Here is a 26179-nt window from a genome sequence, read left to right as displayed (position 1 = left end):
CTTCCTTTGCTAAGTTTGGCCACCATGTTGGTGGTCAAACTTAACGTCTGGCATATTGTTAGTTGAAATAAATCTGACACTTAGTTGCAATAAAACCGCCATCCAAATCACGCCTATTCGTCACATAAATGCCTGAAAATCGTGTCGCCTCTACAGGGAATACCCTCATACACTCAATAATAAATCGGTGATGAACGTGATGAATATTAAACGGATCGCTGCAGCTATCTCCTGCAGCTTAATGACGGTTGTAGCCCATGCTGCAGTCCTGCCCGCAACACAAACAGACAGCCAGTGGTTTAAAGACAGTGCGGCAAACGTGGTGGCTAAAGCCCAAGTCGACACTAAAAAAACCGCTAAAAATGTGATTTTATTTGTCGGTGACGGCATGAGTATTTCGACGCTAACGGCAGCCCGTATTCTGCAAGGGCAGGATAAAGCTGACAACCAAGGCGGCGAAGAAAACTTCTTAAGTTTCGAACAGTTCCCCCACACGGCGTTAGTGAAAACCTATAACACTAACCAACAAACGCCAGATTCTGCGGGCACTATGACGGCCATGGCGACAGGCGTTAAAACCAAGGCGGGTATTATCTCTATTTCAGATACCAGCTTACGTGGTAACTGTTTGTCTTCAAAAGGCAATGAACTTGTTTCTCTGGTCGACCTTGCTAATGCCAAAGGATTATCAACAGGCATAGTCACTACGGCGCGTTTAACGCACGCCACGCCAGCGGCAACCTATGCCAAAACCCCTGAGCGCGATTGGGAAGGCGATTTCAACTTACCTGCCGAAGCGGTTGCGAACGGTTGTACCGACATCGCAAGCCAATTGGTGATGCGCGATGAAGCTAATTCGTTAACTGTGGCATTAGGTGGCGGCCGTAGCTACTTTCTACCCACAACAGTGAAAGATGGCGAGAACAAAGCCGGTAAACGTAAAGACGGTAAAGACTTAACTAAAGCTTGGGTCGATAATTTCAGCAAATCTGCTTATGTGTGGGACAAAAAAGGCTTCGACGCCATTGATGCTGCCAACACAGATCATTTACTCGGCCTATTCAATCCATCACACATGGAATACGAAGCAGACCGCGCTGATGACGTCGGTGGTGAGCCATCACTAACTGAAATGACCGCTAAATCCCTCGATATTTTGAAGAAGAACGACAAAGGCTACTTGCTGATCGTTGAATCTGGCCGTATCGACCACGGTCACCATGCGGGCAATGCGAGCCGCGCGTTGACCGATGCGGTTGAATTATCTAATGCAGTGAAAGCGGCAATGGATGCAACGAGCAGCGATGATACCTTGATCATGGTAACAGCGGATCACAGCCATGTGTTCACTATCGCAGGCTACCCAAAACGCGGTAACCCTATCTTAGGTTTAGTGCATAACGTCGATGGCACATTAGCGACGGCGAATGACAACAAGCCTTACACCACGCTGGCTTATACCAACGGCCCAGGTGCTGTGGTGGGTGTGCGTGACGACTTAACCTCAGTCGATACACAAGATAAAGATTTTATGCAACAAGCGCTTATCCCAATGGAAAGTGAGACTCACGCCGGTGAAGACATCAGCTTACATGCCAGAGGTCCAGGTGCAAATCTGGTTCAGGGCGTGATTGAGCAGAACGTGATCTTCCACATTATCAACCAAGCGCAGCAGCTTGGCGGCACTAAGTACTAATCACTCATTAGTTACTGAGTCCTCACTTTTGGAGCAAAAAATGAATAAGAAATTACTAGTAGTCGCGATTTCAGCCATGCTGGGTTTAGCCGCATGCGGTAGCGATGGTGATAACGGTACCGCGGGAACACCGGGTAGCAATGGATCAAATGGGGCGAACGGTAGCAACGGTAAAGATTGGACTGCTGTTAACCAGTGGTATATCGATGCACAAGCTCGCGTGACCAAAGCAGAAGGCTTAACGGTTAACAATGATGTTGGCGCCGCTAAAAACGTGATCCTGTTTGTGGGTGACGGTATGGGCGTATCAACCATTACTGCCGCACGTATTTTAGAAGGCCAGCTAAAAGGCAAAACAGGTGAAGAAAACTCGTTATCTTTCGAAACTCTGCCTTATGTGGGTCTTTCTAAAACCTATAACGTTGACGGCCAAACGCCAGATTCTGCAGGCACTATGTCGGCGATGATGACAGGTGTAAAAACTGACGTGGGCGTGATTTCACAAGCTGAAGGCGTAGTACGCGCTAACTGTGCTTCGACTAAAGATCAAAATCTTGTGACATCACTTGAGCTTGCCGCAATGGCGGGAATGGCAACGGGCGTGGTAACGACTGCGCGTTTAACCCACGCAACTCCAGCGGCGACTTACGCCCATGTGCCAGAACGTGATTGGGAAGCAGATTCAAACCTACCTGCAGAAGCTGTGACTAACGGCTGTAAAGATATCGCCGCGCAAATGCTCGACTTTAACTACGGCAGCGGTCTTAACGTGATGATGGGTGGCGGTCGCCGCGCCTTTATTCCTAAGACGACCGTTGATCCAGAAGGTAAAGCGGGTAAGCGTAACGACGGTCGTGACCTCACTGCTGAGTGGATGAACAAATACACTAACGCCGCTTACGTGCAAGACAGGGACGGTTTCCTCAGTGTGGATGCGGCAAGCACAGATCATTTGCTTGGCCTATTCAACTCATCGCACATGGAATACGACTACGATCGTAAAGAAGCCGGCGTGACTGGCGAGCCATCACTGGCGGAAATGACGGCTAAGTCGATTGATATTCTGAAGAAAAACTCAAAAGGCTTCGTGCTGATTGTTGAAGCTGGCCGTATCGACCACGCTCACCATGCAGGTAATGCGGCGCGTGCGCTGTATGACACAGTGGCATTGTCTGAAGCTGTGCGTGTGGCGATGGAAAAAACCTCGGCAAACGATACCTTGTTAATGGTTACAGCGGATCACAGCCATGTGTTTACCATCGCAGGTTATCCAACTCGCGGTAACCCTATCCTAGGTCTAGTGAAGTCTAACGACGCCAACGGCGTTGCTGAAGTGACTAACTCTACCGATGCTAACGGTTTGCCATATACCACAGTCGGTTACGCTAACGGCATGGGCTATGCGTCATTAGCAACAGGTGGCGATGAGCGTTACAACTTCCCAGTGGACGCTGGTCGTAAGGACTTGAACTTTGTTGATACCCAAAGTGCCGGATTCCACCAAGAAGCCCTAGTGCCATTAAGCGATGAGACCCATGCTGGGGAAGATGTAGCGATTTTCGCCCGCGGCCCAAGTTCGGATCTTATCCAAGGTACGGTTGAGCAGAACCACATTTTCCACGTGATGAACCGCGCGGCAAATTTAGTGGCTAAAGCTGATGAAGCGGCTGCCGTTAAGTAAGACCCGCTTAGTCTCTGCATAGTGAAGTAAGAAATAGTGCACTAAGAAATAGTGAAGTAAGACATAGTGCAGAAATAGTTAAGTAAAAGCAGTGCCGATGGATGGCATACGTCATCCATCGGCCTTTAGCCTAACGATTTAACATACTAAAGCGTTTACCAAAGCTTAAGTGTTGACCCTGTTCAGCAAGTGAGAAGTCTAATGAAAAACCGTCTATTGGCTCTAATGTTATCCTGCTTAGTTCTGCCAAATGTTGCTATGGCAGCGCAAGAGGCTCAGTGTCCAACGCTACAAGCCGAGCATTTAAAGGCTCAATATCAAGTGACCAATGGCAAGGGCCAGCAATGGCAAATGACCCTCATCCGTAATGGACAAGACTTTATTATTCAGCGTGATGGATCAACATTTGAAGAATGGTCGAGCAATGGCGAGTACGTGCGTTATTTCCCCGCTGAAAAACGTTCTGTGACTTACCGCAAAGGTGATTTGCGCGCACTGAACATTCAGCACGATCGCGACCAGTTGTACCATGTAGTATCGCCAGCATTGCCGACTCACATGACCAAGACACAATCTAAGCAAGAGGCGTGTTTTGCGACTCAAGGCTTTGAAGGTAAGGTTAACGGCTTAGAGAGTGAGCTTGTTTGGATTGATGCAATCAGCCTGCCCGCTGAGTTTATCTTAGGTCAATCTCAACCTAATCTAGCCTACAAGCTGGTGGGCGTAGAGCCATTTAATAGCGATGCTTTTGTGGTATTAACCCAAGATTATCAAGATATTGATTTTGCCGATGTTGGCGACAGTGAGTCGGATCCTTTTATCGCTAAGATGATCAACCAAGGCTTTATTGAACATGGCGGTAGCGGTTTTTACAACAGTGAAGGCCAATCGATTGAAGCTCAGGGCGGACACGGCAGCCATTCGCACTAATCCGCATAAGTGTAAGTGATACTGACGAGCTTAGCGCTGAGTAGCACTTATAACGTAAGCCAGTCCGCATTTATAAGCGCCCACAGAGTTGGGCGTTTTTGCTTTTATTCGGCGCTAATGTGAACACCCATTCATGCGCACATCCCATCAAACCATGTGGCTGCAATAATTTACTATTCCCGCGCTGACGATGAAGGCTAGAATGAACCCTAGTGGATTTGAGTTTTCCCAGTTTTGCAACTGATGTTATAGGTAATAGCCGCGAGCGATGAGTACAGCAACACCCATTGAAAACATTAATTATTGGCGCCACCCTAGCTTATCAGGCATAGAACTGAGTCAGGCAAAATTCACTCATTTTAGTTTTGATAAACATGTGCATCTGGATTACCACTTAGGCGTGGTCACCCAAGGTGCGCAGCAGTTTGTGAATAAGGGCAGTAGTTATCAGCTTGGACAGCAGAGTCTCTCGACGCTTAATCCTGATGAAACCCATGATGGTCAAAGCTGCTATGCAGATGGATATAGCGTTAAAGTGATGTCTATTCCGGTGGCATATATGAATGAAATCAGCCAAGAGCTGGGCATTAATGAGCATTTTTTCTCCGCGCCTATGGTTGAGGATGCTCGCTTATCTCGCTATTTTACCCAATTACATGAGCAACTTATTCAAGGCCAATTCTCTGAACTGGCTAGCGAGTCCCATCTACTCTATTTTTTGAATTTATTACTTCAACGGTATCCCGCTCAAGCGATAAAGTCGACTCCACCACAAGGTTTATCGTCATTACAGCTGAATGTAATTAAACAGCGTATTTACGATGAACCTTGGCAGAATACTCAACTTGCGACGCTTGCCTGTGAAGTCAATTTAAGTAAGTTTCAGTTTTTACGTCAGTTTAAACAAGCCACCGGTATGACACCCCACGCATATTTAAAACGAGTAAGATTGGAGTTGGCTAAAAAGTCCCTTAGCGCTGGTGCGCTAGTGGCCGATGTGGCGCAGCAGTTGGGCTTTTTCGATCAAAGTCATCTTAACAAGGCTTTTAAACACGCCTTTTTACTTTCGCCAGTGCAGTTTCAGCGTCGTATGCTTTAACACCATCGGTATTTTCAACTGATGCAATTTATTACAATTCAGCCCTCGATTAAAGGGCAATACTGATCTTTCAATCGCTTATTAACCACATTAGTACGGAGTCGTATTACCCATGGATTTATCTTTATTACTGACTTTGGGTGTCATTCATACCGTCGCCTTGATTAGCCCTGGGCCTGATTTCGCCATTATGGTCAAAATAGCCACCCAGCAACGTAGAAATACCGCATTGGCCGCAGCAGCGGGAATTTCAGTAGCAATTTTGGCTCATACGATTTTAAGTCTAACGGGCGTGAGCTTAGTGATTAAAAGCTCGCATATTTTATACTTAGTGGTGCAAATCGCCGGCGCTTCTTACTTAGCTTGGATGGGTTTTTCTGCCCTGCGTTCTGGCATGGCGATGTGGCGTAAACCCCTTACCAGTGTTGATGAAGCTAATGACAATGTGCAAGAAACGAGCGTGGATAACGTATCAAAAAAACGTGTGATACCTATGTCTCAACGACAAGGTTTTTTAACGGGGTTGTATACTAATTTATTAAATCCCAAGGCACTGGTGTTCTTTTTAACGCTATTTTCAGCACTCATCACGCCCGATGTTACCGCGAGCACTAAACTGGTATCCGCTGTGTTGCTATTTGTATTGTCATTGGCTTGGTTCGGACTGCTGGCCGTTATGTTGTCAAAGGCGCAGGTGCAACTGAAATTACAGCGTCTTACGCCGACCATTGACGTAGTGATTGGCGTGATTTTTATGTCCGTTGCAGTTGCGATTGTGACCAACCTTGTACTGACGGCTTAGTGTTGGTACAACCCGATTATATTTGAGCCATATCTTCAGCTTTATTTATCCCCTTGGCTTTTTAATGGCTTAAGTTTTTGATAAGAATTCATCTTTATTCTGAGCTGAAATTCTGGCGATGGGATAGATGAGTGCATACCACGACACCACATAATGTCAGTGTGACATTTTTTAGTTTTGCTAAAGGGCATTTATTGCTACCACTGTGCTTTTTTGCCGCCATTATTGGGGTACTTGAATGGACGCACACGGACATGAGATTAGCCAGTGAGCTATTTCATTGGCAAGGCGGTGTGAACTCTTGGCCTTTGAGGGGGCATTGGCTTACTGAGGGGGTGCTACATGTTGCGGGGCATTATTTTGTTATTTTACTGGCGCTGAGTGTTGTTATCGCGATTGCCATGAGTTTTCGTAATGACACAGTAAAACTGTACCGTAAGGGGCTGATTTTTCTTTTCTGTAGTGTGCTAGCCAGCGTGCTATTAGTGCGAATAGGTAAAAGCGTGACCCATATGACCTGCCCGTGGGATGTGGTCGAGTTTGGTGGCAGTATGCTGCATTCATCCTTATTTGCGCGTTTACCCGAGGGTGCCGAGTTTGGTCAATGCTTCCCTGGCGGCCATACCAGTGGTGGCTTTGCTTGGGTCGCTTTATTTTATGTATTTAAGGAATATCGTCCAAGTTTAGCTAAATTCGGATTAGCGTTTGGCATGATCTTAGGGCTGGCTTTTGGCATTGCTCAAGAGCTGCGGGGCGCGCATTTTTTAACTCATGATCTGTGGAGTTTAGCCATTGCGTGGACGTCGTCTAGCTTGCTCTATTATGCTTTTTTTCTACGACCTCAGGCGTCGAAATTGCCCAGTGTGGTCAGAAGTATGCCATTCATTAAACCCCAACCTCATAATAGAACGGCTTAAATAGCGCCTAATGGCAGCGTTAGCCAACACTGATCCCTATGGGCATCAGTGTTTTTGGCGCTTAATATTTAAATTCAAAGCGTATATCGGGTCTACGTAGGCGATATCTTTCATCTAGCAGTTGTTGTTTTTCATTGAGTAGGTTGTTTTTTTGTTTTAATAAGCTCGCTTTATCAGTGAGATTATTGAGCTTGCCATCAATACTGCTGATTTCTCTATCAATGGCATTTAAACGTTCGACAATATCCGCCATACGTTCGTTAATTTGATATTGCTGATGCCCCTGATTGTAACGTTCAACAAATTCGTTACTGCTACAAACGCCATAATAGCTTTGTCCTGCTAATCCAATACGGTAGCCATTTTCAGGTTGGCAATAATTGGTCAATCCTTGTAAATATCCCTGCTTCCACTGCGCCGTATCGACACTAAGATTAAATTCGCTACAATCTTTTTGGTATTGATTAAGTTGTCCTGCATTTGCCCCTCGATTACCATCGGCGAGCCCAAGTGAAAACCAATCATTATTAGCGCACTCTTCAATGGATAAGCTACTGCATTGCGTCATACATAAGACTGAAAAGGCGAGGAGAATACTACTATGACGCATTTAGAAAGCTCTTTGGATAGTGTGGCCGTTAGGATAAAGGCTGCAACTCACGAGATCTAGCGTTATCTACAGTGATTGGTGCAGTTTTAGCCTAAATGTTTCTCAATCTTTATTACTGTAGTGAAAGTTGTTCAAGTGTATGATTTTATTTGCTAAAATTAGGTTTTATTTTAGTGGTGGTGAGGCGGTAGACTGAAGTTATCTTAAATTTAAATCTGAGTAGCTAAGGTCGTAGTCGTTATTTTGAATCTTATTTTTATAGCGATAAACAAAAAAGTTCTTTTTCGTTTAAGTTTGATTTTAAACTGCTTTCTTTAACAAAGTCTTGAGCAAATCTGGTATTGTATTTGAGACGTAAGTGCTTTAATTTTTTTACTTAAAATTCGTATATTAATCCTGAACAATATTCATCAAACTTCAGCTGGAGACCGCTTTTGTATGAAGATTTGCCCGCAGTATTCCATATCATGCCTAAGTAAGGTATAAGGGCGCTATGAAAACTCCGAAACGAATCCAACCCCTGGTTGATGAAGGACTGGTCGATGAGGTCATTAGCCAGTTAATGAGCGGTAAAGAAGCCACAGTGTACGTTGTACGCAGTGGTGATGATATCCGCTGTGCCAAAGTGTATAAAGAAGCTGACAAACGTAGTTTTAAGCAAGCGGTGTTATATCAAGAAGGCCGAAAAGTGCGTAATAGTCGTCGCGCGCGCGCGATGGAAAAAGGCTCTAAATTTGGCCGTGATCAGCAGGAAGAAGCTTGGCAAAGTGCCGAGGTCGATGCGTTATATCGTTTAGCTAATGCAGGCGTTCGTGTGCCTACACCTTATGGCTGTTTTGATGGCGTGTTGCTAATGGAGTTAGTAACTGATGCCGATGGCCATGTCGCACCTAGATTGAACGATGTCAGCATGCCGGCAGAAAAAGCGCTACGCGATCATGCATTAGTAATGGAATACGTTAAGTATATGCTGTGCGAGGGCTTGGTACACGGTGACTTATCTGAGTTTAACGTGTTAGTGGATAGCGAAGGGCCAGTGATTATTGATTTACCTCAGGCGGTCGATGCGGCTGCTAATAATCATGCTAAATGGATGCTAGCACGCGATGTGAATAACATGACCCAGTATTACGGCTTGTATGCGCCTGAATTATTAAAAACCCAATATGCTAAAGAGATTTGGGCTTTGTTTGAAGCGGGTGAATTAAAACCAGATACCCCATTAACGGGCGAATTTACTGAAGTGTTAGTTGAAGCTGATGTGAGTGCGGTACTCGAAGAAATCCAAGCGGCTTTTGAAGAAGCGCAAGAACGTAAACAGCGCATTCAAGAGGCTAACGAAGAAGATTATTAACCACTCGTTGTTAATAAAAAGTTGGTATAAAAATGACGATCAGAGTAGCGTCTTTTTTATACCAAAAATTAAGTTTAGATTTGGGTTTATGGTTTTATTTTATGACTACTTTAGCCCACTATTAGCTTAGTTTTTATTGGCCAGTGGCCCATAGTCAATGTGATAAAATGACAAGACTTGAGAGAGAAATATGTTCATGACTTGGGGGAGCACAATGTACATATTTGATCTTGGGGGAGATAACGCTCTCTCCAGTCTTGCCGAAACCTTTATATTGCTGCTATCTAACCTGTAGAAGCGCAGCGCTTATCCCGTGCTATATTTTCTAACCTTCATTAGGTGTATCTGTTTGGACGACAAGGTCGGACTAAAAGGGCACCATTATTATTTTTATGAGTACTTCTTTAAAATCGTTAGCGTTATCAGCATGGCGATATTTTGTTTCGTCCGACCTCGTCTATCTGGTACTCGCTTAAGCCATGGCATTAGTGTTATGCGAGGGTTTAACTTATTGAATACGGCTTATCATTGAGGCATGTATTCTTTGTCGATGTATTTATTTCTACTCTACATCCCATTGGCTCAGGCCTATATGGCATAAATCAATCCATTTGTAATGACATAGCGCAATAATCTTGTTGACTGTGTTCATGTCTGCTCCTGGTTGACTCTCTATTCGATAGCATACGCTGCTCTTATCGGCCGATTTCATGTGAATGAGTCCGGTTAAAAAGTGCTTTATTTTCTAAAAAACTAATAAAGCCAATCTCATACACACTTAGTAATATGTAAGATCCATGCCAACATATGCATTTTTATTTATCCATTTAAAATCAATCATTTAATCTGTTTGTGTTGGTATTGTTAATCTTTGTGGATAACAATAAGGGTGCAAGATGCACTCTTTTGGTGCCACTGTATTAATATGATTTAGAAAGATAAAAGTTTGATGAAGCAAGAAGGCTGTACTTTTGCTGACTAAGTAGATGATTAACAGAATTGAATATCGATAAAAGATGGCCTTAGTCACAATTGCTTATATACTGCCAGCCTTATGGCAATCCATTCGATTATTGAGTGATTGAATGGAAGTGATATTTCTAGCTTTTTTTGAGCAGGATTCACAGTTATCAATCATATATAGAGGTTTTTTAATGATGAAGTGTTTTCAGGCAACGCAATTTAAGCCGTCCTTGTTAGCCATAGTGGTAATGACTACCACATTAGTTGCATCGGGTTGTACCACAATTAATCCCTATTCAAATGAAGAACAAACAGCCAAAGCAACCACGGGATCATTAATTGGTGCCGTTGCAGGTGCCGCTATTGGCGTTGCCTCTTCGAGTAAGAGCGACCGCGGCAAAGGCGCATTAATTGGCGCCGCATCTGGCGCTGCTGTAGGTGGCGGTATTGGTTATTACATGGACGTGCAAGAAACTAAATTGCGCCAACAATTGGCCTCAACGGGTGTTAGTGTGACTCGCAGTGGCGATAACATTATTTTGAACATGCCTAATGAAGTGACGTTCGGTGTTGATCAAACTGAATTAAGTGATGGAGCCAAACGAGTGCTCAACTCGGTAGCGTTAGTGGCAAAAGAATACAGTAAGACGCAACTGAACATATTAGGTTATACCGACAGCAGTGGTTCAGACTCTTATAATTTACGCTTATCACAAGTGCGTGCGAGTGAAGTCGGTAACTATCTGATGAGTAAAGGCGTTGCCTCTGCACGTGTTAAATCTCAAGGTATGGGCGAATCCAGCCCGATTGCATCGAATGCAAATGCGAACGGCCGTGCGCAAAACCGCCGCGTAGAGATCGTATTAACTCCAACGGGTTAATTGTCTGGTTTAGCCACGAGATTAATGATAAAAAGTCGCCTGAGGGCGACTTTTTTGACACATTAACTATTGCTTGGCGATGCGCATATTGCAGTAAGACGTTTTAGCCTGTTACAACATGTTATTTAAGTGATTAACACCACAATCACATTACCGTTATCAGCTAAATGACAAGTAGCTTTATTCGTTATGGTTTCCAGCCACTAAACAAATGGTTTTATTGTATTCGCTTAAATGTTAGCGCGTTAGTGCATTAAGTAGATTGTTGCTAAACCAAGGAAGGCAAATAAGCCTACAATATCGGTTACTGTGGCTAATACCATACCGCCAGCAAGCGCAGGATCGATTTTAAGTCGTTTTAATATCAATGGAATACTTGCGCCAGCAAGCCCCGCAATCGTCATATTAATCAGCATAGCGCCGCCAATGAGCCCTGCGAGTGGGATATCATCTTTCCACACAAATACCGCGATAAAAACTAAGATTGACCACATTAATCCATTAAGAAATCCAATCGATAATTCTTTACCGATAAGCCAGCGTGCGTTGCTCTGGCCTATATGACCTAATGCAATACCACGGATCACTAGCGCTAAAGTTTGGTTTCCTGCAACGCCCCCCATGCTCGGGACAATTGTCATTAATACCGCTATAGTGGCAAATTGCTCAATAGTGCCTTCAAACATATTGCTGACAGACGAGGCGAGCAAGGCGGCGAATAAATTAATAGAGAGCCAGAGTGAGCGACGCAAGGTACTTTTAAGCACTGGGCCAAAAGTATCCTCATCATCATCCATACCAGCCATACCCATCATCGAGTGTTCTGCATCCTCACGGATAACATCGACCACATCATCAATAGTGATACGTCCAAGTAGCTTGCCATCATTATCAACAACTGGGGCGGACACCCAGTCATTACGTTCGAATTTTTTTGCCACCTCACTGTCGGACATACTAACCGGAATGCTCTCAATATCAGGATCCATAATATTGCGGATCGTTGTATTTGGCGCGCAGGTGAGTAAATCGGCAAGCCTAACGCCACCTAGTACTTTATCTTTTTTATCGACGACATAAAGTGTGTCTGTAGTGTCGGGTAGGTTGCCCCGCTGACGAAGATAACGTAGTACTACATCAATATTCACATCGGGTCTTAGCGTCACTGTATCTGTGTTCATTAAGCTGCCTGCGGTCTCATCGGGATAAGATAAGGCCTGCTCTACCCGTTGACGGTTTTGTTCCGTCATCGACTGCAACACTTGTTTATAAACGGCGTCGGGTAGACTACGTAAAACATAGGCGAGATCGTCGGTATCCATACTTGCGGTAGCTTTGGCTACTCGCTCAGGGCTCATGCCACGGATTAATGGATCCTTTAGCTCCTCGCTCAATTCATCGAGTATGTCACCTATGTGTTCTTGGTCGATCAATTGCCATAACACTTGTCTGGCATCGGGCGGTGATGATTCCAAAATCAGCGCAATATCAGAGGCGGCCATTTTCTGAAGCATATTACGCACGTGCACAAACATACCGCTGCTAAGTGCTTGGTTTAGCTGGTCAAGACTATGTCCGGGATGATCGTTTTCTGGATTTTCTACGGGCATTTGTCCTCCATTGTGCGGCAACTTGGATTGAGTGTGTAACAGCTTGAGCTTGGCTTAACGAAGACTTGTCCGTGCAGAGAATAGCTATTTCTGCGTGGATTAAGGCGCAATAAGAGTTGGCTTAAGTTATGGCACAGCGGTAATAATCGCTAGTGTAATAGCCCTTGGCTCATGCCGTCGAGCGACAAATATGATGCCGTGTCTAAAATTCAGTTTATAAGATTCACTAGAGGGTAATTAAGATAAAGTAAGACTAACAGGCTTCGTCAAACTTAGCGTCGATTAAGGCACAAATTGCGTCTAGAGCGGGCTCTGCATCGGGGCCTTCAGCGATAATGTTAATGGTTTTACCCATACCGGTCTCCAGCATCAATAAACCAAGTACGCTGGCGGCCGATGCCTGTTTATTACCTTGTATCAAAGTAATCACTGCATCAAAATCAGATGCCAGTACCACCAATTTAGTGGCGGCACGGGCATGTAATCCGAGTTTATTGCAGATGGTTATCTGACGTTCAAGCTTTGGCATTATCAAGTTCTCGATGGCGCGCATAAACCTGATGCTTGCTATTCCTAAAGCGTTTAGCTAATTGCTCTGCAACGAAAACGGAGCGGTGCTGCCCGCCAGTACAACCAATGGCGACGGTTAAGTAACTGCGGTTGTTACGCTCAAGGTGTGGTAGCCACGTTTCGAGTAGATTTTCGATTTGCCAGATGAGCTTATTCACCAGTGGTTGACGATTTAAGAATTCAGCCACGGGTTCATCTAAGCCTGTGAGTGGGCGCAGCGCTAACTCCCAATGAGGGTTGGGTAAGAAGCGTACATCGAACATAAAGTCCGCCTCTGCTGGCATACCATGCTTAAATCCAAAGGATTCAAAGTTAATCACTAATTCTTTATCAACACTGCCTAGCAGGATTTGTCTCACTTGGTCACTCAAATCATAAATATTCAAATTAGAGGTATCTATGTAGTGATCGACCAATTTTGACATAGGCTCGAGCAGCTTGCCTTCCTGTTTTATTGCTTCTTGCAATGAAACTTGGCTCTTAGATAAAGGATGGAGGCGACGGGTTTCGCTGTAACGCTTAAGCAAAATTTTATCGCTAGAATTAAGGAAGAAACTCGTCAACTCAATGCCAGCAGGCAGACTTTCGAGCTGTTGAGTTAATACTTTATCTTGCTCAGGCATGTTACGCACATCGACACTGATAGCGACGAGCTCGTTATTACCTTTAAGTTGGTCAAGTAAAGCCCCAATCAGTGGTAGCGGAAGGTTATCGACGCAATAATAGCCGAGATCTTCGAGTACCCTAAGAGCAACAGATTTACCAGAGCCTGAGCGACCTGACACTATAACCAGTTTCATCCTGTGATTACCTGATAGAGTTCTGTTTCATCATGTGTCTTACGCAATTGTTTCAATATTTGCTTGTCACTCAGTTTTTCGGCCATGCAAGACAAGGTGCTTAAATGCTGCTGACATTGGTCAGCAGGCACCAGTAATGCAAATAAAATATCAACCGGTTGCTTATCAATAGCATCGAATGCTATTGGCTCTTCGCACTTAATTAGTACGGCAATGGGTTGATCTATATCGGCTAATCGACCATGTGGAATGGCGATACCGTTACCTATACCTGTGCTCCCCACTTTTTCGCGCGCCACTAGGCTTTCGAATATCTCTTGAGATGAGAGGGTCGGGTACTGGGCAGCAACTAGGTCGCTGATGAGTTCCAGTACTTTTTTCTTACTGCCCGGAGTGGCGCAGGTAGTGCACTCCGGCCGCAGTATGCTACAAAGTTCCATTATTAGTGTTTTGTTAACTTCTCTTTGTGTTTAATAACCTGACGATCAAGCTTATCTATCAGGGCGTCTATAGCTGCATACATATCAGTATGCTCGGCAGTGGCAAATACTTCACCGCCGATGAGGTTTATCCTCGCTTCAGCAATTTGTTGTATTTTCTCAACATTGAGCACAACGTGCACATTATTGATCTGTTCGAAATGGCGTTCAAGTTTTGAAAACTTTTCTTCTACATATGCGCGTAACGATTCGGTAATTTCAATGTGGTGCCCAACTAGGTGTATGTGCATAGAAACGTCCTCCGATATTCACTGTAGGTTATAAGCTCTTACGTTGATTAGAAGGAGGAATAAGCATAGCTTCTCGGTACTTCGCAATAGTTCTGCGTGCTACATTTATTCCCTGCTCCGCCAGAAGTTGTGCCATCTTACTGTCACTTAATGGTTTTTTCTGATTTTCTGCTGCAACCAGTTTTTTAATAAAGGCTCTAATTGCCGTTGATGAACACTCACCACCATCATCTGTACTGACATGGCTAGAGAAGAAGTATTTTAGTTCAAAAAGCCCTTTTGGGGTATGCATGTACTTTTGGGTTGTCACCCGCGAAATGGTTGACTCATGCATTTCTACTGCTTCGGCAATATCATTAAGCACCATAGGCTTCATTGCTTCTTCACCATACTCAAAGAAGCCTTGCTGGTATTGGACGATACAGTTAGCGACTTTGAGCAAAGTATCATTACGACTTTCTAAACTCTTAATAAACCACTTTGCCTCTTGCAGGTGCCCACGAATAAATTGGCTGTCGGCTTGGTTTGCAGAACTGCGCGCCATAGCTGCATAGTGTTGATTTACATTTATTTTTGGCATATTGTCAGGATTGAGTTCAACCACTCAACGGCCATTTTTCTTCGACACTGATACATCGGGTATAACGTATTCGTCCTCGTTGGGGGTAATCAATAAACCCGGGCGAGGATTAAGGGTTTGGATGAGTGCTATGCCGTCTCTTAACTCATCTTCTTTGAGCTTAGTTTTACGCATCAACAGTCTAAAGTCACGTGCCGCAATGAGATCTAAATGATCTTTAATCAGCATGCGGGCGTTACTTAGATGGGGCGTATCGGGCGCAAAGTGGGATAATTGGATTAATAGGCATTCGCTTAAATCTCTGGCGGCGACACCTATCGGGTCAAAATGTTGAATACGCTTAAGTACGGCTTCGACTTCATCAAGTTCAACCTCTGGATTACCTATGGCCTCTAGAATTTCTTCAGTGCTTTGGGTCAGATAACCTTGGTCATTTATCGCTTCGATAATCGCGGTAGCAATGGCTAAATCAGTTTCCGAAAAGGGGGTGAGATTTTTTTGCCATTCTAAATGCTCATATAAACCTTCGCTGGTCTCTCCTTGAAAGGGCATATCGTCTTCGCGACTCCCACCTGGGCCTGAATTAGGTGAGGCGGTAAACACTTCATCCCAAGTCGTATCCATGGGGAGATCGTCCGGCATGGATTCTTGAGTCAAAGATTCTGCGGTATCGACAGTGGAGTTATCTTTTTCTGGTGGCAGAGCAACAGATTCACTGAAATCGGTATCCGATAAGGCTTGGTTTACAGGGTCTTTAGTTGCGTCGAATTGATCCTCTTCCAGCTCGAGAAGGGGATTAGAATCTAAGGCTTGCTGGATCTCTTGCTGCAGTTCTAATGACGATAGTTGCAACAGACGAATTGCCTGCTGTAACTGTGGCGTCATGGTTAACTGTTGACCCAGTTTGAGCTGGAGTGACGCTTTCATGTTACCGCAGATCCCTAAGTTATTATTATTAGATGGGGTCGCTTATTCCCCTCTTTAGTCGAGCCGTATGCCAGTATAATTTACGGCCATCGACTCCCTTTGGTTAACTATAGCCTGAATTGTTCACCTAAGTACACAGCCCTAACCTGCTGATTGTCTAAGATCTCTGCTGGTGTTCCTTCTGCAATCAGGTTTCCGTGACTAACAATGTAGGCATGTTCACACACATCTAATGTCTCGCGCACATTGTGGTCGGTAATTAGCACACCAAGGCCACGGCTTTTAAGTTGCTCAATGATTTTTTTGATGTCGATAACTGAAATCGGATCGACCCCAGCGAAAGGCTCATCAAGTAAAATAAACTTAGGATTAGCCGCTAGCGCACGCGCAATTTCAACACGACGACGCTCACCACCCGACAACGACATACCTTGGCTGTCACGTATGTGGGTGATATGAAACTCTTCCAGCAGATGTTCTAATTCTTGATCTCTTTGTTCTTTGGTTAGCTCTTTGCGAGTTTGCAGCACGGCCATAATGTTGTCATGTACGCTCAGCTTACGAAAGATACTGGCTTCTTGTGGTAAGTAACCAATGCCTTTGCGGGCACGCAGGTGCATCGGATCGGCGGTTAAATCATCATCATCGATAAAAATGTGGCCTTTATCGCTCTTTACCAATCCGACAACCATGTAAAATGTGGTGGTTTTTCCCGCCCCGTTTGGGCCTAGTAGACCAACGACTTGACCGGTTTTTACCGTCAAACTGACATCTTTAACGACTTGGCGGTTCTTATAACTTTTCGCTAAATTTTGTGCTCTTAGAGTGATCTGGGTCATTTAGAACCCTGCTTTTTGACAGGTTTATCGGTTGAGGTGCCGGGCTTTATATCATCTTGATAACTTTCAGGCTGAATAATCGTAATCACGCGATCATCACCACTACCAGTACTTTCAGCAATTAATTTTTGCTGAATGATGTCGTAGCGGATTAAATTCCCTCGGACTTGGCTACCCGCTTGATCTAATGAAGCTAATCCTTTGAGGGTGAGGGTACGGCTTGCCATGTTATAACTAATCTCTTTCGCACTTGCAGATGCTGGGCGACCATCGTCTAGGACTTGAGTATAAGTGGCAGGATTACCCGTGGCGACTAAGGTTTTACTGCTTTCACCTTCAGCAGAAAATGCACGTAGTTGATCCGCAATAATTTTGATAGAGCCTTGAGTGACTTCAACCGGACCAAAAAAGATAACTTGGTTATTCTTAATATCTGCCGTTTGGCTTACGGCTTTAATCTTTACTTCCTGTTTTAAATCATCCACTTTCGCGAAGGCACTCATGCTCATTATAAGAATGAGGCTGGCAAGTAATACGTTATTTTGCTTCATATGTTCCTACTACCTGACTGGTCAATCGCACTTCTTGTGCATTAAGGTCGGCAAAAAGGCCTTGGCCTTGAATATTAAAATCTTTTCCTGTGACATAAATGGTGCGGTCAGAGGTCATTATCATTGTATTGAGATCGAGTTCCAGATAACTGGTGGACAAGGTTTGAATCGGTTCTTCTGAGCTAATAGCATCAATAATGACATTATTCTGTAATACCACCTTGCCGGTTTCTTTATCAAGTTTGCCTTCATCAGCCTTAAGTTGCCATTGTGCTTTACCTTGGTCGGGGTACACAAGATAAACAGGTTGAGTGAACAAGGTTTGATTAGTGGAATCAAAATGTTCCATATGTTTCGCAGTAACACGACTGTTGACAAGTCCTTGTTCATTAAACTCGACACTGCGCAGGTCTTCCACGATGTAATCTGGGGTATTTTGATCTTTTACTTTATTATCTGCATCATTATTGTGCTTGTTTTGCACTTGCCAATACAGCGCCAGCGCAGTACCGAAAAATGCAATAATCGCAAGCGTCACACGGCTCATATACTCATTCCATGGGCCGAGGTGAACTTATTTTGACTTAGCAGTAACAGGTCTGTGAGTTCACGCAATGCCCCGTGGCCACCATTAAGGGTGGTAACAAAGTGAGCATGCTGACGGACATAAGGATGACCATCGGCAACGCTAACCGCTAAACCAACCACGTTCATTACCGGTAGATCAACCATATCGTCACCGATATAAGCCACCTCATCAGGGGTAACGCCATAAAGCGTGAGTAATTCCTCATAGGGTGCAAATTTATTGTCTATACCTTGGTAAATATGTGTCACGCCGAGCGCTGCCATACGGTTCTCAACGATTTTGGATTGGCGCCCTGTGATGACCGCAAGATGAAAACCGCTAGTGAGCAGCGAGCGCACACCATAACCGTCGCGGGTGTGAAATGCTTTTAGCTCTTCACCGTTATTACTCAAGTAAATACGCCCATCAGAAAACACGCCATCGACGTCACAAATCAACAGTTTAATCTTTTGCGCGCGTTGCCACACATCATTACTGATGGGGCCGTAAAATCCTTGCTGTGGCATTAAATGACTCCTGCTTTAACCATGTCTAGCATGTTAAGTGCACCAATAGGATGGCGATCTTTATCTATTACAATCAAACCGTTAATATTTTTCGAATCCATTATTTGCAGTGCTTTAGCGGCCAATATGTTATCCATAATGGTAACGCAGTTACGGGTCATTACATCGGCAATGGGTGTTGTTCGTAGATTCACTTCAGCATCAATGACTCGGCGTAAATCGCCATCGGTAAAGATACCGACAAGCTTACGTTCATCATCGATAATCGCTGTCATACCTAAACCTTTTTTGGAAATTTCGTACAGGGCTTCGGTGATACAGATATCATGGTTGACCAGCGGTAGGTCATCACCGCTGTGCATTACATCGTTGACCTTTAACAGTAATTTACGGCCAAGTGCGCCGCCAGGATGAGACATTGCAAAGTCATCACGGGTAAAACCTTTGGCCTGTAACAGTGCTATCGCGATGGCATCACCCATGACCAAGGTTGCCGTGGTGCTTGACGTGGGAGCAAGTCCAAGTGGGCAAGCCTCTTCAGGTACCCCAATACATAAATGGACTTTTGATAAGCGCGCCATATTGGACTCTGGCTTACTCGTTATGGCAATCACAGGCACGCCCATACGTTGGATAACGGGCATTAAGGTGAGGATTTCGCTCGATTCACCTGAATTTGAAAGGGCTAAAATAATATCATTATCCGCTAACACGCCAAGGTCGCCATGGCTGGCTTCACCCGGGTGCACAAAAAATGCCGGCGTACCTGTGCTGGCAAGGGTGGCTGAAATCTTATTACCGATATGGCCAGATTTGCCCATTCCCATCACAATGACTTTACCGGTACAGTTGAGAATTAACTCGCAAGCCTCTGCAAATTCAACTGAATCTACATACTGATAAAGATTGTCTAGGGCTGACTTTTCAATGTCGATAACTTTGCAGCCCCATTGGCGCAGTTGTGATTTGTCTACCATGTCTATCTCTCTTTTTGCATTGTCTTTGTCGCCCCAGTTATGGGATTGGAGTAGCACAATTTGGTACGCGATAAAGATGATATTTAATCGGCGTTCTGCCAAGTATCTTTTATTTTCAGCCAATTTCGTGACTGTTTTATGGCGATGCTTTATCTAAAACCGTAAAACAATCGCGGCAGGCTAGGACGATTGAGTTAGTTCGTCAAGTTCAGCGATAGTAGTTATTCATGTAGAACAAGCAGTATCGCGATAGACCATCTTGAGCAATATCATCGTCTTTGTGGTTTATTTCAATGGATTTATTCTGTCTCGTGGTGGGTATTATCCCGCAGAATATTTCTAAATTTGTACTTAAGCCTCAGCTTATCCATATTTTAAAGTGGATAAGGATCGAGCTAAGTGCAAACGAAATAACCAATAAAACCTATTCTGCAACTAGATTTAAAACATTAAGTAACATTTAACCGGTGCAGAGTGAAAACTTATGGCGCATTTTCGCTGTAAATGAGTCAAATTGAAAGTATCGCAGGCCGATAGTGTCGATTCGGTTGTAGGTTAAAGCGCAATTACGTACAATTTGCGGCTCTTTGTTGGGACGGTCTTGCAAGATTGGGATTGCCTCTTTGCAAATGTTGGGATCAAGCATGACTCAAGAACAAACATCGTTGGTTGAGATCCGTAACTTGGGGTTTAGCCGCGGTCAGCGCGCAATATTTAAAGATATTAGCCTGTCCATTCCACGGGGCAAGGTGACGGCGATTATGGGCCCCAGTGGTATAGGCAAAACGACACTGCTGAAATTAATCGGTGGTCAATTAACGCCAGACAATGGGCAAGTGTTATTCGACGGCCACGATATCCACGGCGTGAGTCGCAATGAGTTATTTCAGTTACGTAAGCGTATGAGCATGCTGTTTCAAAGCGGCGCGCTGTTTACTGACATTAATGTATTCGATAACGTCGCATTTGCGCTACGTGAACATTCAGGGCTACCAGAGGATATCATTCGTACTATCGTGCTGATGAAACTCGAAGCCGTGGGTTTGCGTGGCGCCGCGCAGATGATGCCAAGCGAATTATCTGGCGGTATGCAGCGCCGTGCCGCATTGGCCAGAGCCATCGCACTGGAACCTGAAATGGTGCTGTACGATGAACCATTTGCAGGCCAAGACCCAATATCAATGGGTGTATTGGTGAAGCTTATTCGTGAGTTATCCGATGCGCTCAATCTTACCTCCGTTGTGGTATCCCATGACGTAGATGAAGTGCTTGGCATTGCCGATTATGTGTATGTGGTGGCAGACAAAAAAGTCATCGCTCACGGCACGCCAGAGGAATTAAAGCACGCCGATAATCCGCAGTTGAAACAGTTTATTCAAGGCGCGCCGGATGGCCCAGTGCCGTTTCATTATCCTGCCAGTGATTATCAACAAGAATTGTTAGCAAAGGGAGTTGGCAAGTGAAGTTAATCGACAGTATTGCTGACTTGGGCCACAGCGCCATTGAGTTTGTACTTGGTTTTGGCCGTGCTGGGCTGATGCTGTGGGGCGCTATTTTTCGTTGGCCACGTGTGCGTAAAGGTTTTCCATTATTAGTACGGCAGATTTATGTGGTCGGCGTGCAATCTATGGTGATTATTTTAGTCTCAGGGCTGTTCATCGGCATGGTACTTGCGTTACAAGGCTACAATATTTTAGTCGGCTTTGGCACCGAAGAAAGCTTAGGCCCTATGGTGGCATTAAGTTTACTGCGTGAGTTAGGACCGGTAGTCACAGCCTTATTATTTGCAGGACGGGCAGGCTCAGCATTAACCGCTGAAATTGGGTTAATGAAAAGTACCGAGCAGCTCTCAAGTTTAGAGATGATGGCTATCGACCCATTAAGGCAGATTATTGCCCCGCGCTTTTGGGCTGGGGTTATCAGTATGCCATTGCTGGTGTTGATGTTTACTGCGGTAGGTATTTACGGCGGTCACATTGTTGGCGTGGAATGGAAAGGTATCGACAGTGGTGCGTTTTGGTCTATTTTACAGGCGTCGGTTGAATGGCGTCAGGACATAGTTAACTGCTTGATCAAGAGTGGCGTGTTTGCCGTAGTAGTTACTTGGATTGCGTTATATCGCGGTTATCAAGTGATCCCTAATCCGGAAGGCATCAGCCGAGCAACGACGCAGACGGTCGTTCAGTCGAGCCTCGCAGTATTGGCATTGGATTTTTTACTGACAGCCCTGATGTTTGGCCGCTAACGGAACACTGCGGATTTCGACACAGGATTAGATGCATTAACAGAGTGGTAGCTAAGCATGTTGACACGAAAAATTGAATTATTAGTGGGTATTTTTCTTTTAACCGGACTGGCCGCGTTTTTGGTCTTAGTCTTTAATGTTGCCAATATTGAAGTTAAAAGCAGCGACAGCACCTATACCATAAAAGCCAATTTTACCAATATTGGTGGCTTGAAGGTACGCTCACCTGTCAAGGTTGGTGGTGTAGTGGTCGGCCGGGTAAGTAGTATTGATTTAGATCCGGTTAAATTAGTCGCTGTAGTCACAGTTGTGATGGATAAGCGCTATGACAAATTTCCAGAAACCAGTAGCTTAGCTATTTTGACTTCAGGTTTATTGGGTGAGCAATTCTTGGGGTTAACACCTGGTTTTGTTGATGATGATGTCAGTATGCTAAAAGATGGCGATAAAATTGACGACACTCGTTCAGCATTGGTATTGGAAGAGCTGATTGGTCAGTTCTTATATAGTATGGGTTCGAAGGATAAATAGGGGTTACCGCTATGTTTAACATCTTATCTCGCTTTTTATTGCCGCTAGTGATGGTTTTAGGGACAACAAGTGCTATCGCCGCTGATGTGGTTGTGGACACCAAAGATCCCTATGCCATGGTAAAAGCCGTTGCCAATAAAACCTTTGATCGTTTTTATAAAGATAAAGCGCTTATCGATGCCGACTCTGATCATTTAAAGGTCATTGTTCGTGAAGAGTTAATGCCCTATGTCGATTATAAATACGCTTCTTACAAGGTATTAGGTCAATATCTTAAGGATTCAACCGAAGATCAACGCAACCGTTTCGTTGATGCTTTTGAAGGTTATTTAGTCTCTACCTATGCGCAAGCTTTTACTGAATACACCAATCAAAAAGTGGAGTTTTCACCGGGGGTTGATTTCAGCCAAGAGAAAATAGTCGATGTAAATATACAAATCATTGAAGCGGGTCGCCCGCCCATTAAAGTACTCTTTAAAGCGCGTCGCTTGAAAGATGACACATGGAAAGCCTTTGATTTGGTAGCGGAAGGTGTAAGTTTACTGTCTTCTAAACAGTCTGAAATTTCTAACCTTATTCGTCAGCAGGGTATCGATTCTGTGATTAAGATGCTTGACGAACGCACGAAAGAAAAAGTCGTCATCAAGGCTAAATCAGGGAAGTCGCAATCGTGATTGAATTTGTGCAACAAGGCACAGTTTGTCACCTCAAAGGGCGTCTAACCCAAGCCGACGTTATTACACTGTGGCCACAGCGACAGCAATTACTGGATGATTCCATACAGACGTTGTCTTTGTCTGAGCTTCAATACAGCGACAGCGCTGGTATAGCCTTTTTATTGGCGCTAGTACGTGAACATAGCCGACCGCTTGAATTGATTTTAGCGTCTCCCCAGCTGAAAAAGTTAATTGATTTATATGATTTACATGCCTTCTTTACCGAAGAAGCGCATTAAAAATAAGGTGAAAGACGTCATGGAATGCAGCTTAATAGAACAAATTTTACGTGATGCGTTAGGGCTCGAAGAAGTCCACGCTAGCTCGGATGGTAGCCATTATAAAGTGATCGCCGTAGGCGAGTGCTTTGATGGAATGAGTCGAGTTAAACAGCAACAAGCCATTTATGCACCGTTGACAGCACACATTGCCAGCGGTGAATTACATGCATTAACGATTAAAGCTTTCACGCCGACTCAATGGAAACGCGAAAAAGTTTTCAACATGCCTAGCTAGTGAGGAAAAGTGGATAAACTAACAATTAAGGCGAGCCCTCCGCTTGCCGGTGACGTGATCATTTCAGGTGCCAAAAATGCGGCTTTGCCTATTTTAATGGCAGGCGTATTAGCTGAAACCGACTTTGTGGTTTCTAATGTGCCCAATCTGCGTGATGTCAGTACTAGCTGTAAATTATTACGCTGCCTCGGCGCCGAAGTGACTGAACTTGGCGACGGACAAATTCGGATTTCAACGACTAATTTGAATGAGTTTTGTGCTCCTTACGATCTCGTCAAAACGATGCGTGCCTCTATATTGATCTTAGGGCCATTATTGGCTCGATATGGAACCGCTGACGTTTCATTGCCTGGCGGCTGTGCTATTGGTGCAAGACCAGTGAATCTTCACTTACATGGCCTTGAAATGATGGGCGCTAAGATTGAAGTGAAAGAAGGTTATATCAAAGCCCGTGTTGATGGACGTCTTAAAGGCGCTCATATTTTTATGGACATGGTCAGCGTTGGTGCAACTGAAAACTTACTGATGGCTGCGGCATTAGCCGATGGCGAAACCGTAATTGAAAACGCGGCTCGTGAGCCTGAAGTGATCGATCTAGCCAATTGCTTAATTGCAATGGGCGCCAAAATTACCGGTGTAGGCAGTGCGACACTGCGTATTCAAGGGGTTGAGCGTTTACAGGGCTGCCATTATCGCGTTATGCCAGATCGTATCGAAACGGGGTCATTCCTGGTTGCTGCGGCGGTCACTCGTGGCCGTATTCGTTGCTTAAAAGCTGACCCAGCCTCACTTGAGTCGGTTATCGCTAAGCTTGAAGATGCGGGCGCGACGATTACTACGGGTGAAGATTGGATTGAGCTCGATATGCAGGGCAAACGTCCTAAAGCCGTTAATATTAAAACTGCGCCTTACCCTGGTTTTCCTACCGATATGCAAGCACAGTTTTGTGTACTCAATGCCTTAGCACAAGGCACTGCTACAATTACTGAGACTATTTTTGAGAACCGCTTTATGCATGTGCCTGAACTTATCCGTATGGGCGCGACTATGGAGCTTGAAGGTAACACCTGCATCATCCATGGGATTGAGTCCTTAAGTGGCGCTCAGGTGATGGCGACGGATTTACGTGCATCAGCAAGTCTAGTGATTGCGGGCTTGGTGGCCGATGGACAAACGATAGTGGATCGTATCTATCATTTAGATCGTGGCTACGAGCATATTGAGAATAAGTTTCAAGGTTTAGGCGCTGAGGTTGTTCGTATTCAGTGATAGGGACTTATTTAGCCCTCCAATATTAAAATCTCGATATATTAAAAAACCAGCTAAAAGCTGGTTTTTTGTTGTCAGTATTTTGTTCATCGCACCTAATGTAAAGTGCTGCTCTAGTTATCGACCACAACCTTTTCATCGATAATGACGGGTAACTCCTGTTGTTTACCTTGGCGTATTACCGTCATCATCACTTTTTTGCCCGGTGTGGTTTCTGCAATACGATCCATCAGCATTTCTACGCCGGGTACATCCTCATCATCGTATTTGATAATAACATCCCTTGGCATGAGCTGTGCGCGCGCTGCTGGACCATTAGGATCGATACCTGTGATGAGCACGCCTTTGAGATCGGGCAGGTTCAGTATTTGCGCCACCACTGGGTTAATCGGCTCGCCAGAGATACCTAACGCACCGCGGATTACGCGACCATTTTTAATCAGCTTATTCATAATGCTATGGGCTAACTTAATGGGAATGGCGAAGTTTATTCCGTGACCGCCGCCTTCTTCACCCACTTGGAATGCCGCGGTATTAATTCCGATAAGGCTACCATTAGTGTCAATGAGGGCGCCGCCTGAGTTACCCGCATTAATTGCAGCATCGGTTTGCAGGAAATCTAAATAACCTGAACTTAAACCGTTTCGGCCCGTAGCACTGATAATGCCTTGGGTAATGGTTTGGCCTAAGTTATAGGGATTACCAATAGCGAGTACAACATCACCGACTTGAGGTGGGCTTTCAAGGTTAACAGGTACAATGGGTAAGTTGTCACCTTCAATTTTGAGTACCGATAAATCAGTTTCAGGATCAAAACCTACGACTTCTGAAGTAAATTTACGGCCATCTTGCAGGGCAACGACAATCTCATCAGCTTTTTTAATGACATGGTAATTAGTGAGAATATAACCTTCTTTACTCATTATCACACCAGAGCCAAGGCCTTGCAGTGATCCTGAATTTAGTGGGCGAGTTTGATCTATGCTGAGGCTATAAATATTTACCACCGCAGGGGCAGCACGGCGTACCGCCTTAGCAAATGACAGTTCAACAGTGTTATTAGCCCGAGTTTGTAGCAGATTATTACCTAGTGATTGGTTATCGAAATAACGTGTCACTAATAAAAATATAGCCGCCATGATAAGACCGAAAAGGGTGGCTTTACCGAGATATAACAAAGTGTCTTTTATCGTCATGGCAGGATGGAATCTTAAAAAAGGTGAGTTAGATTAACATGTTTAATCTATGTAAGCATAGGGAGCCAAGGCTCCCTATGCTTATCTTAGGTTG

Annotated in this window: 27 protein-coding genes and 1 pseudogene; 15 read left to right on the top strand and 13 right to left on the bottom strand. The window is 44.6% G+C overall.

Annotation, left to right across the window (positions count from 1 at the left end; all coding sequences use genetic code 11):
• Positions 1 to 199: 199 nt before the first annotated feature.
• The 6 genes from BW947_RS17675 (at position 200) to BW947_RS17650 (ending at position 7125) form a co-directional block, all read left to right on the top strand.
• Positions 200 to 1696, top strand: a complete 1497-nt coding sequence (locus tag BW947_RS17675; RefSeq protein ID WP_076502128.1) for an alkaline phosphatase family protein — start codon at positions 200 to 202, stop codon at positions 1694 to 1696.
• A gap of 40 nt (positions 1697 to 1736) precedes the next feature.
• A complete protein-coding gene (locus BW947_RS17670) occupies positions 1737 to 3377 on the top strand; it encodes an alkaline phosphatase family protein (protein ID WP_076502100.1) in 1641 nt (546 codons plus the stop codon).
• A gap of 201 nt (positions 3378 to 3578) precedes the next feature.
• Entirely contained in the window at positions 3579 to 4307 is a 729-nt protein-coding gene (locus BW947_RS17665; RefSeq protein WP_076502098.1) for a hypothetical protein, read from the top strand.
• A 268-nt stretch (positions 4308 to 4575) separates the two neighbouring features.
• Entirely contained in the window at positions 4576 to 5406 is an 831-nt protein-coding gene (locus BW947_RS17660; RefSeq protein WP_076502096.1) for an AraC family transcriptional regulator, read from the top strand.
• 112 nt (positions 5407 to 5518) lie between these two features.
• Positions 5519 to 6208 (top strand): LysE family translocator, encoded by a 690-nt coding sequence (locus tag BW947_RS17655; RefSeq protein WP_076502094.1) that lies wholly within the window; start codon positions 5519 to 5521, stop codon positions 6206 to 6208.
• A 161-nt stretch (positions 6209 to 6369) separates the two neighbouring features.
• Complete coding sequence (locus tag BW947_RS17650) at positions 6370 to 7125, top strand: phosphatase PAP2 family protein (protein WP_076502126.1); 756 nt, start codon at positions 6370 to 6372, stop codon at positions 7123 to 7125.
• Positions 7126 to 7186: 61 nt separating this feature from the next.
• On the opposite strand, the gene BW947_RS17645 is transcribed toward BW947_RS17650, so the two are convergent.
• The gene (locus tag BW947_RS17645) at positions 7187 to 7735 is read right to left on the bottom strand and encodes a DUF2799 domain-containing protein (RefSeq protein ID WP_076502091.1); all 549 of its coding nucleotides are present in this window, start codon (positions 7733 to 7735) and stop codon (positions 7187 to 7189) included.
• Between the two features lie 493 nt (positions 7736 to 8228).
• Here BW947_RS17645 and BW947_RS17640 point away from each other — a divergent pair, with 493 nt between their 5' ends.
• Both BW947_RS17640 and BW947_RS17635 read left to right on the top strand, forming a co-directional pair.
• The gene (locus BW947_RS17640) at positions 8229 to 9089 is read left to right on the top strand and encodes a PA4780 family RIO1-like protein kinase (protein ID WP_076502088.1); all 861 of its coding nucleotides are present in this window, start codon (positions 8229 to 8231) and stop codon (positions 9087 to 9089) included.
• Positions 9090 to 10246: 1157 nt separating this feature from the next.
• Complete coding sequence (locus BW947_RS17635) at positions 10247 to 10933, top strand: YiaD family glycine zipper/OmpA-like lipoprotein (protein ID WP_076502124.1); 687 nt, start codon at positions 10247 to 10249, stop codon at positions 10931 to 10933.
• A gap of 245 nt (positions 10934 to 11178) precedes the next feature.
• Here the strand turns inward: BW947_RS17635 and mgtE are convergent, their stop codons facing one another.
• From mgtE to BW947_RS17580, 11 genes and pseudogenes are all read right to left on the bottom strand, one after another.
• A complete protein-coding gene (mgtE, locus tag BW947_RS17630; protein WP_076502085.1) occupies positions 11179 to 12543 on the bottom strand; it encodes a magnesium transporter in 1365 nt (454 codons plus the stop codon).
• A 253-nt stretch (positions 12544 to 12796) separates the two neighbouring features.
• Complete coding sequence (locus BW947_RS17625; RefSeq protein WP_076502082.1) at positions 12797 to 13072, bottom strand: HPr family phosphocarrier protein; 276 nt, start codon at positions 13070 to 13072, stop codon at positions 12797 to 12799.
• A complete protein-coding gene (rapZ, locus tag BW947_RS17620) occupies positions 13059 to 13913 on the bottom strand; it encodes an RNase adapter RapZ (protein ID WP_076502079.1) in 855 nt (284 codons plus the stop codon). Before rapZ ends, BW947_RS17625 begins: the two co-directional genes overlap by 14 nt.
• Positions 13910 to 14353 carry a PTS IIA-like nitrogen regulatory protein PtsN gene (gene ptsN, locus BW947_RS17615; RefSeq protein ID WP_076502077.1) on the bottom strand — a complete coding sequence of 148 codons (444 nt, stop codon included), beginning with the start codon at positions 14351 to 14353 and terminating at the stop codon, positions 13910 to 13912. The genes rapZ and ptsN overlap by 4 nt, the downstream gene beginning before the upstream one ends.
• A 2-nt stretch (positions 14354 to 14355) precedes the next feature.
• Positions 14356 to 14643 carry a ribosome hibernation promoting factor gene (gene hpf / locus BW947_RS17610; protein ID WP_076502074.1) on the bottom strand — a complete coding sequence of 96 codons (288 nt, stop codon included), beginning with the start codon at positions 14641 to 14643 and terminating at the stop codon, positions 14356 to 14358.
• A gap of 28 nt (positions 14644 to 14671) precedes the next feature.
• Positions 14672 to 16150, bottom strand: a pseudogene (locus BW947_RS17605) (RNA polymerase factor sigma-54).
• A 107-nt stretch (positions 16151 to 16257) separates the two neighbouring features.
• A complete protein-coding gene (gene lptB, locus BW947_RS17600; protein ID WP_076502071.1) occupies positions 16258 to 16989 on the bottom strand; it encodes an LPS export ABC transporter ATP-binding protein in 732 nt (243 codons plus the stop codon).
• Positions 16986 to 17540 carry a lipopolysaccharide transport periplasmic protein LptA gene (gene lptA, locus BW947_RS17595; protein WP_076502068.1) on the bottom strand — a complete coding sequence of 185 codons (555 nt, stop codon included), beginning with the start codon at positions 17538 to 17540 and terminating at the stop codon, positions 16986 to 16988. The genes lptB and lptA overlap by 4 nt, the downstream gene beginning before the upstream one ends.
• Positions 17527 to 18087, bottom strand: a complete 561-nt coding sequence (gene lptC, locus BW947_RS17590) for an LPS export ABC transporter periplasmic protein LptC (protein ID WP_076502065.1) — start codon at positions 18085 to 18087, stop codon at positions 17527 to 17529. Before lptC ends, lptA begins: the two co-directional genes overlap by 14 nt.
• Positions 18084 to 18635, bottom strand: a complete 552-nt coding sequence (kdsC, locus tag BW947_RS17585; RefSeq protein ID WP_076502062.1) for a 3-deoxy-manno-octulosonate-8-phosphatase KdsC — start codon at positions 18633 to 18635, stop codon at positions 18084 to 18086. The genes lptC and kdsC overlap by 4 nt, the downstream gene beginning before the upstream one ends.
• Entirely contained in the window at positions 18635 to 19612 is a 978-nt protein-coding gene (locus BW947_RS17580; RefSeq protein WP_076502059.1) for a KpsF/GutQ family sugar-phosphate isomerase, read from the bottom strand. Before BW947_RS17580 ends, kdsC begins: the two co-directional genes overlap by 1 nt.
• Before the next feature lie 644 nt (positions 19613 to 20256).
• Here BW947_RS17580 and mlaF point away from each other — a divergent pair.
• The 7 genes from mlaF to murA are packed head-to-tail and all read left to right on the top strand — an operon-like array spanning position 20257 to position 24889.
• Positions 20257 to 21075 carry a phospholipid ABC transporter ATP-binding protein MlaF gene (gene mlaF / locus BW947_RS17570; RefSeq protein WP_076502055.1) on the top strand — a complete coding sequence of 273 codons (819 nt, stop codon included), beginning with the start codon at positions 20257 to 20259 and terminating at the stop codon, positions 21073 to 21075.
• A complete protein-coding gene (mlaE, locus tag BW947_RS17565) occupies positions 21072 to 21857 on the top strand; it encodes a lipid asymmetry maintenance ABC transporter permease subunit MlaE (RefSeq protein ID WP_076502052.1) in 786 nt (261 codons plus the stop codon). The genes mlaF and mlaE overlap by 4 nt, the downstream gene beginning before the upstream one ends.
• Before the next feature lie 57 nt (positions 21858 to 21914).
• Complete coding sequence (gene mlaD, locus BW947_RS17560; protein ID WP_076502050.1) at positions 21915 to 22388, top strand: outer membrane lipid asymmetry maintenance protein MlaD; 474 nt, start codon at positions 21915 to 21917, stop codon at positions 22386 to 22388.
• A gap of 11 nt (positions 22389 to 22399) precedes the next feature.
• Entirely contained in the window at positions 22400 to 23062 is a 663-nt protein-coding gene (locus BW947_RS17555; protein ID WP_076502047.1) for an MlaC/ttg2D family ABC transporter substrate-binding protein, read from the top strand.
• Positions 23059 to 23343 carry an STAS domain-containing protein gene (locus BW947_RS17550; protein ID WP_076502045.1) on the top strand — a complete coding sequence of 95 codons (285 nt, stop codon included), beginning with the start codon at positions 23059 to 23061 and terminating at the stop codon, positions 23341 to 23343. The genes BW947_RS17555 and BW947_RS17550 overlap by 4 nt, the downstream gene beginning before the upstream one ends.
• A gap of 19 nt (positions 23344 to 23362) precedes the next feature.
• Positions 23363 to 23620, top strand: coding sequence for a BolA family protein (locus BW947_RS17545; RefSeq protein ID WP_076502042.1), 258 nt, complete (start codon positions 23363 to 23365; stop codon positions 23618 to 23620).
• 9 nt (positions 23621 to 23629) lie between these two features.
• Positions 23630 to 24889: a UDP-N-acetylglucosamine 1-carboxyvinyltransferase gene (murA, locus tag BW947_RS17540; RefSeq protein ID WP_076502040.1), complete on the top strand. Its 1260-nt coding sequence runs from the start codon at positions 23630 to 23632 to the stop codon at positions 24887 to 24889.
• Between the two features lie 113 nt (positions 24890 to 25002).
• Here murA and degS read toward each other — a convergent pair whose 3' ends face one another.
• The gene (gene degS, locus BW947_RS17535) at positions 25003 to 26085 is read right to left on the bottom strand and encodes an outer membrane-stress sensor serine endopeptidase DegS (RefSeq protein ID WP_076502037.1); all 1083 of its coding nucleotides are present in this window, start codon (positions 26083 to 26085) and stop codon (positions 25003 to 25005) included.
• Between the last annotated feature and the right edge of the window lie 94 nt (positions 26086 to 26179).

The sequence above is a fragment of the Shewanella morhuae genome, from assembly GCF_900156405.1.
GTDB classification, from domain to species: Bacteria; Pseudomonadota; Gammaproteobacteria; order Enterobacterales; family Shewanellaceae; genus Shewanella; species Shewanella morhuae.
This window is presented reverse-complemented; position numbering and strand designations above follow the sequence as displayed.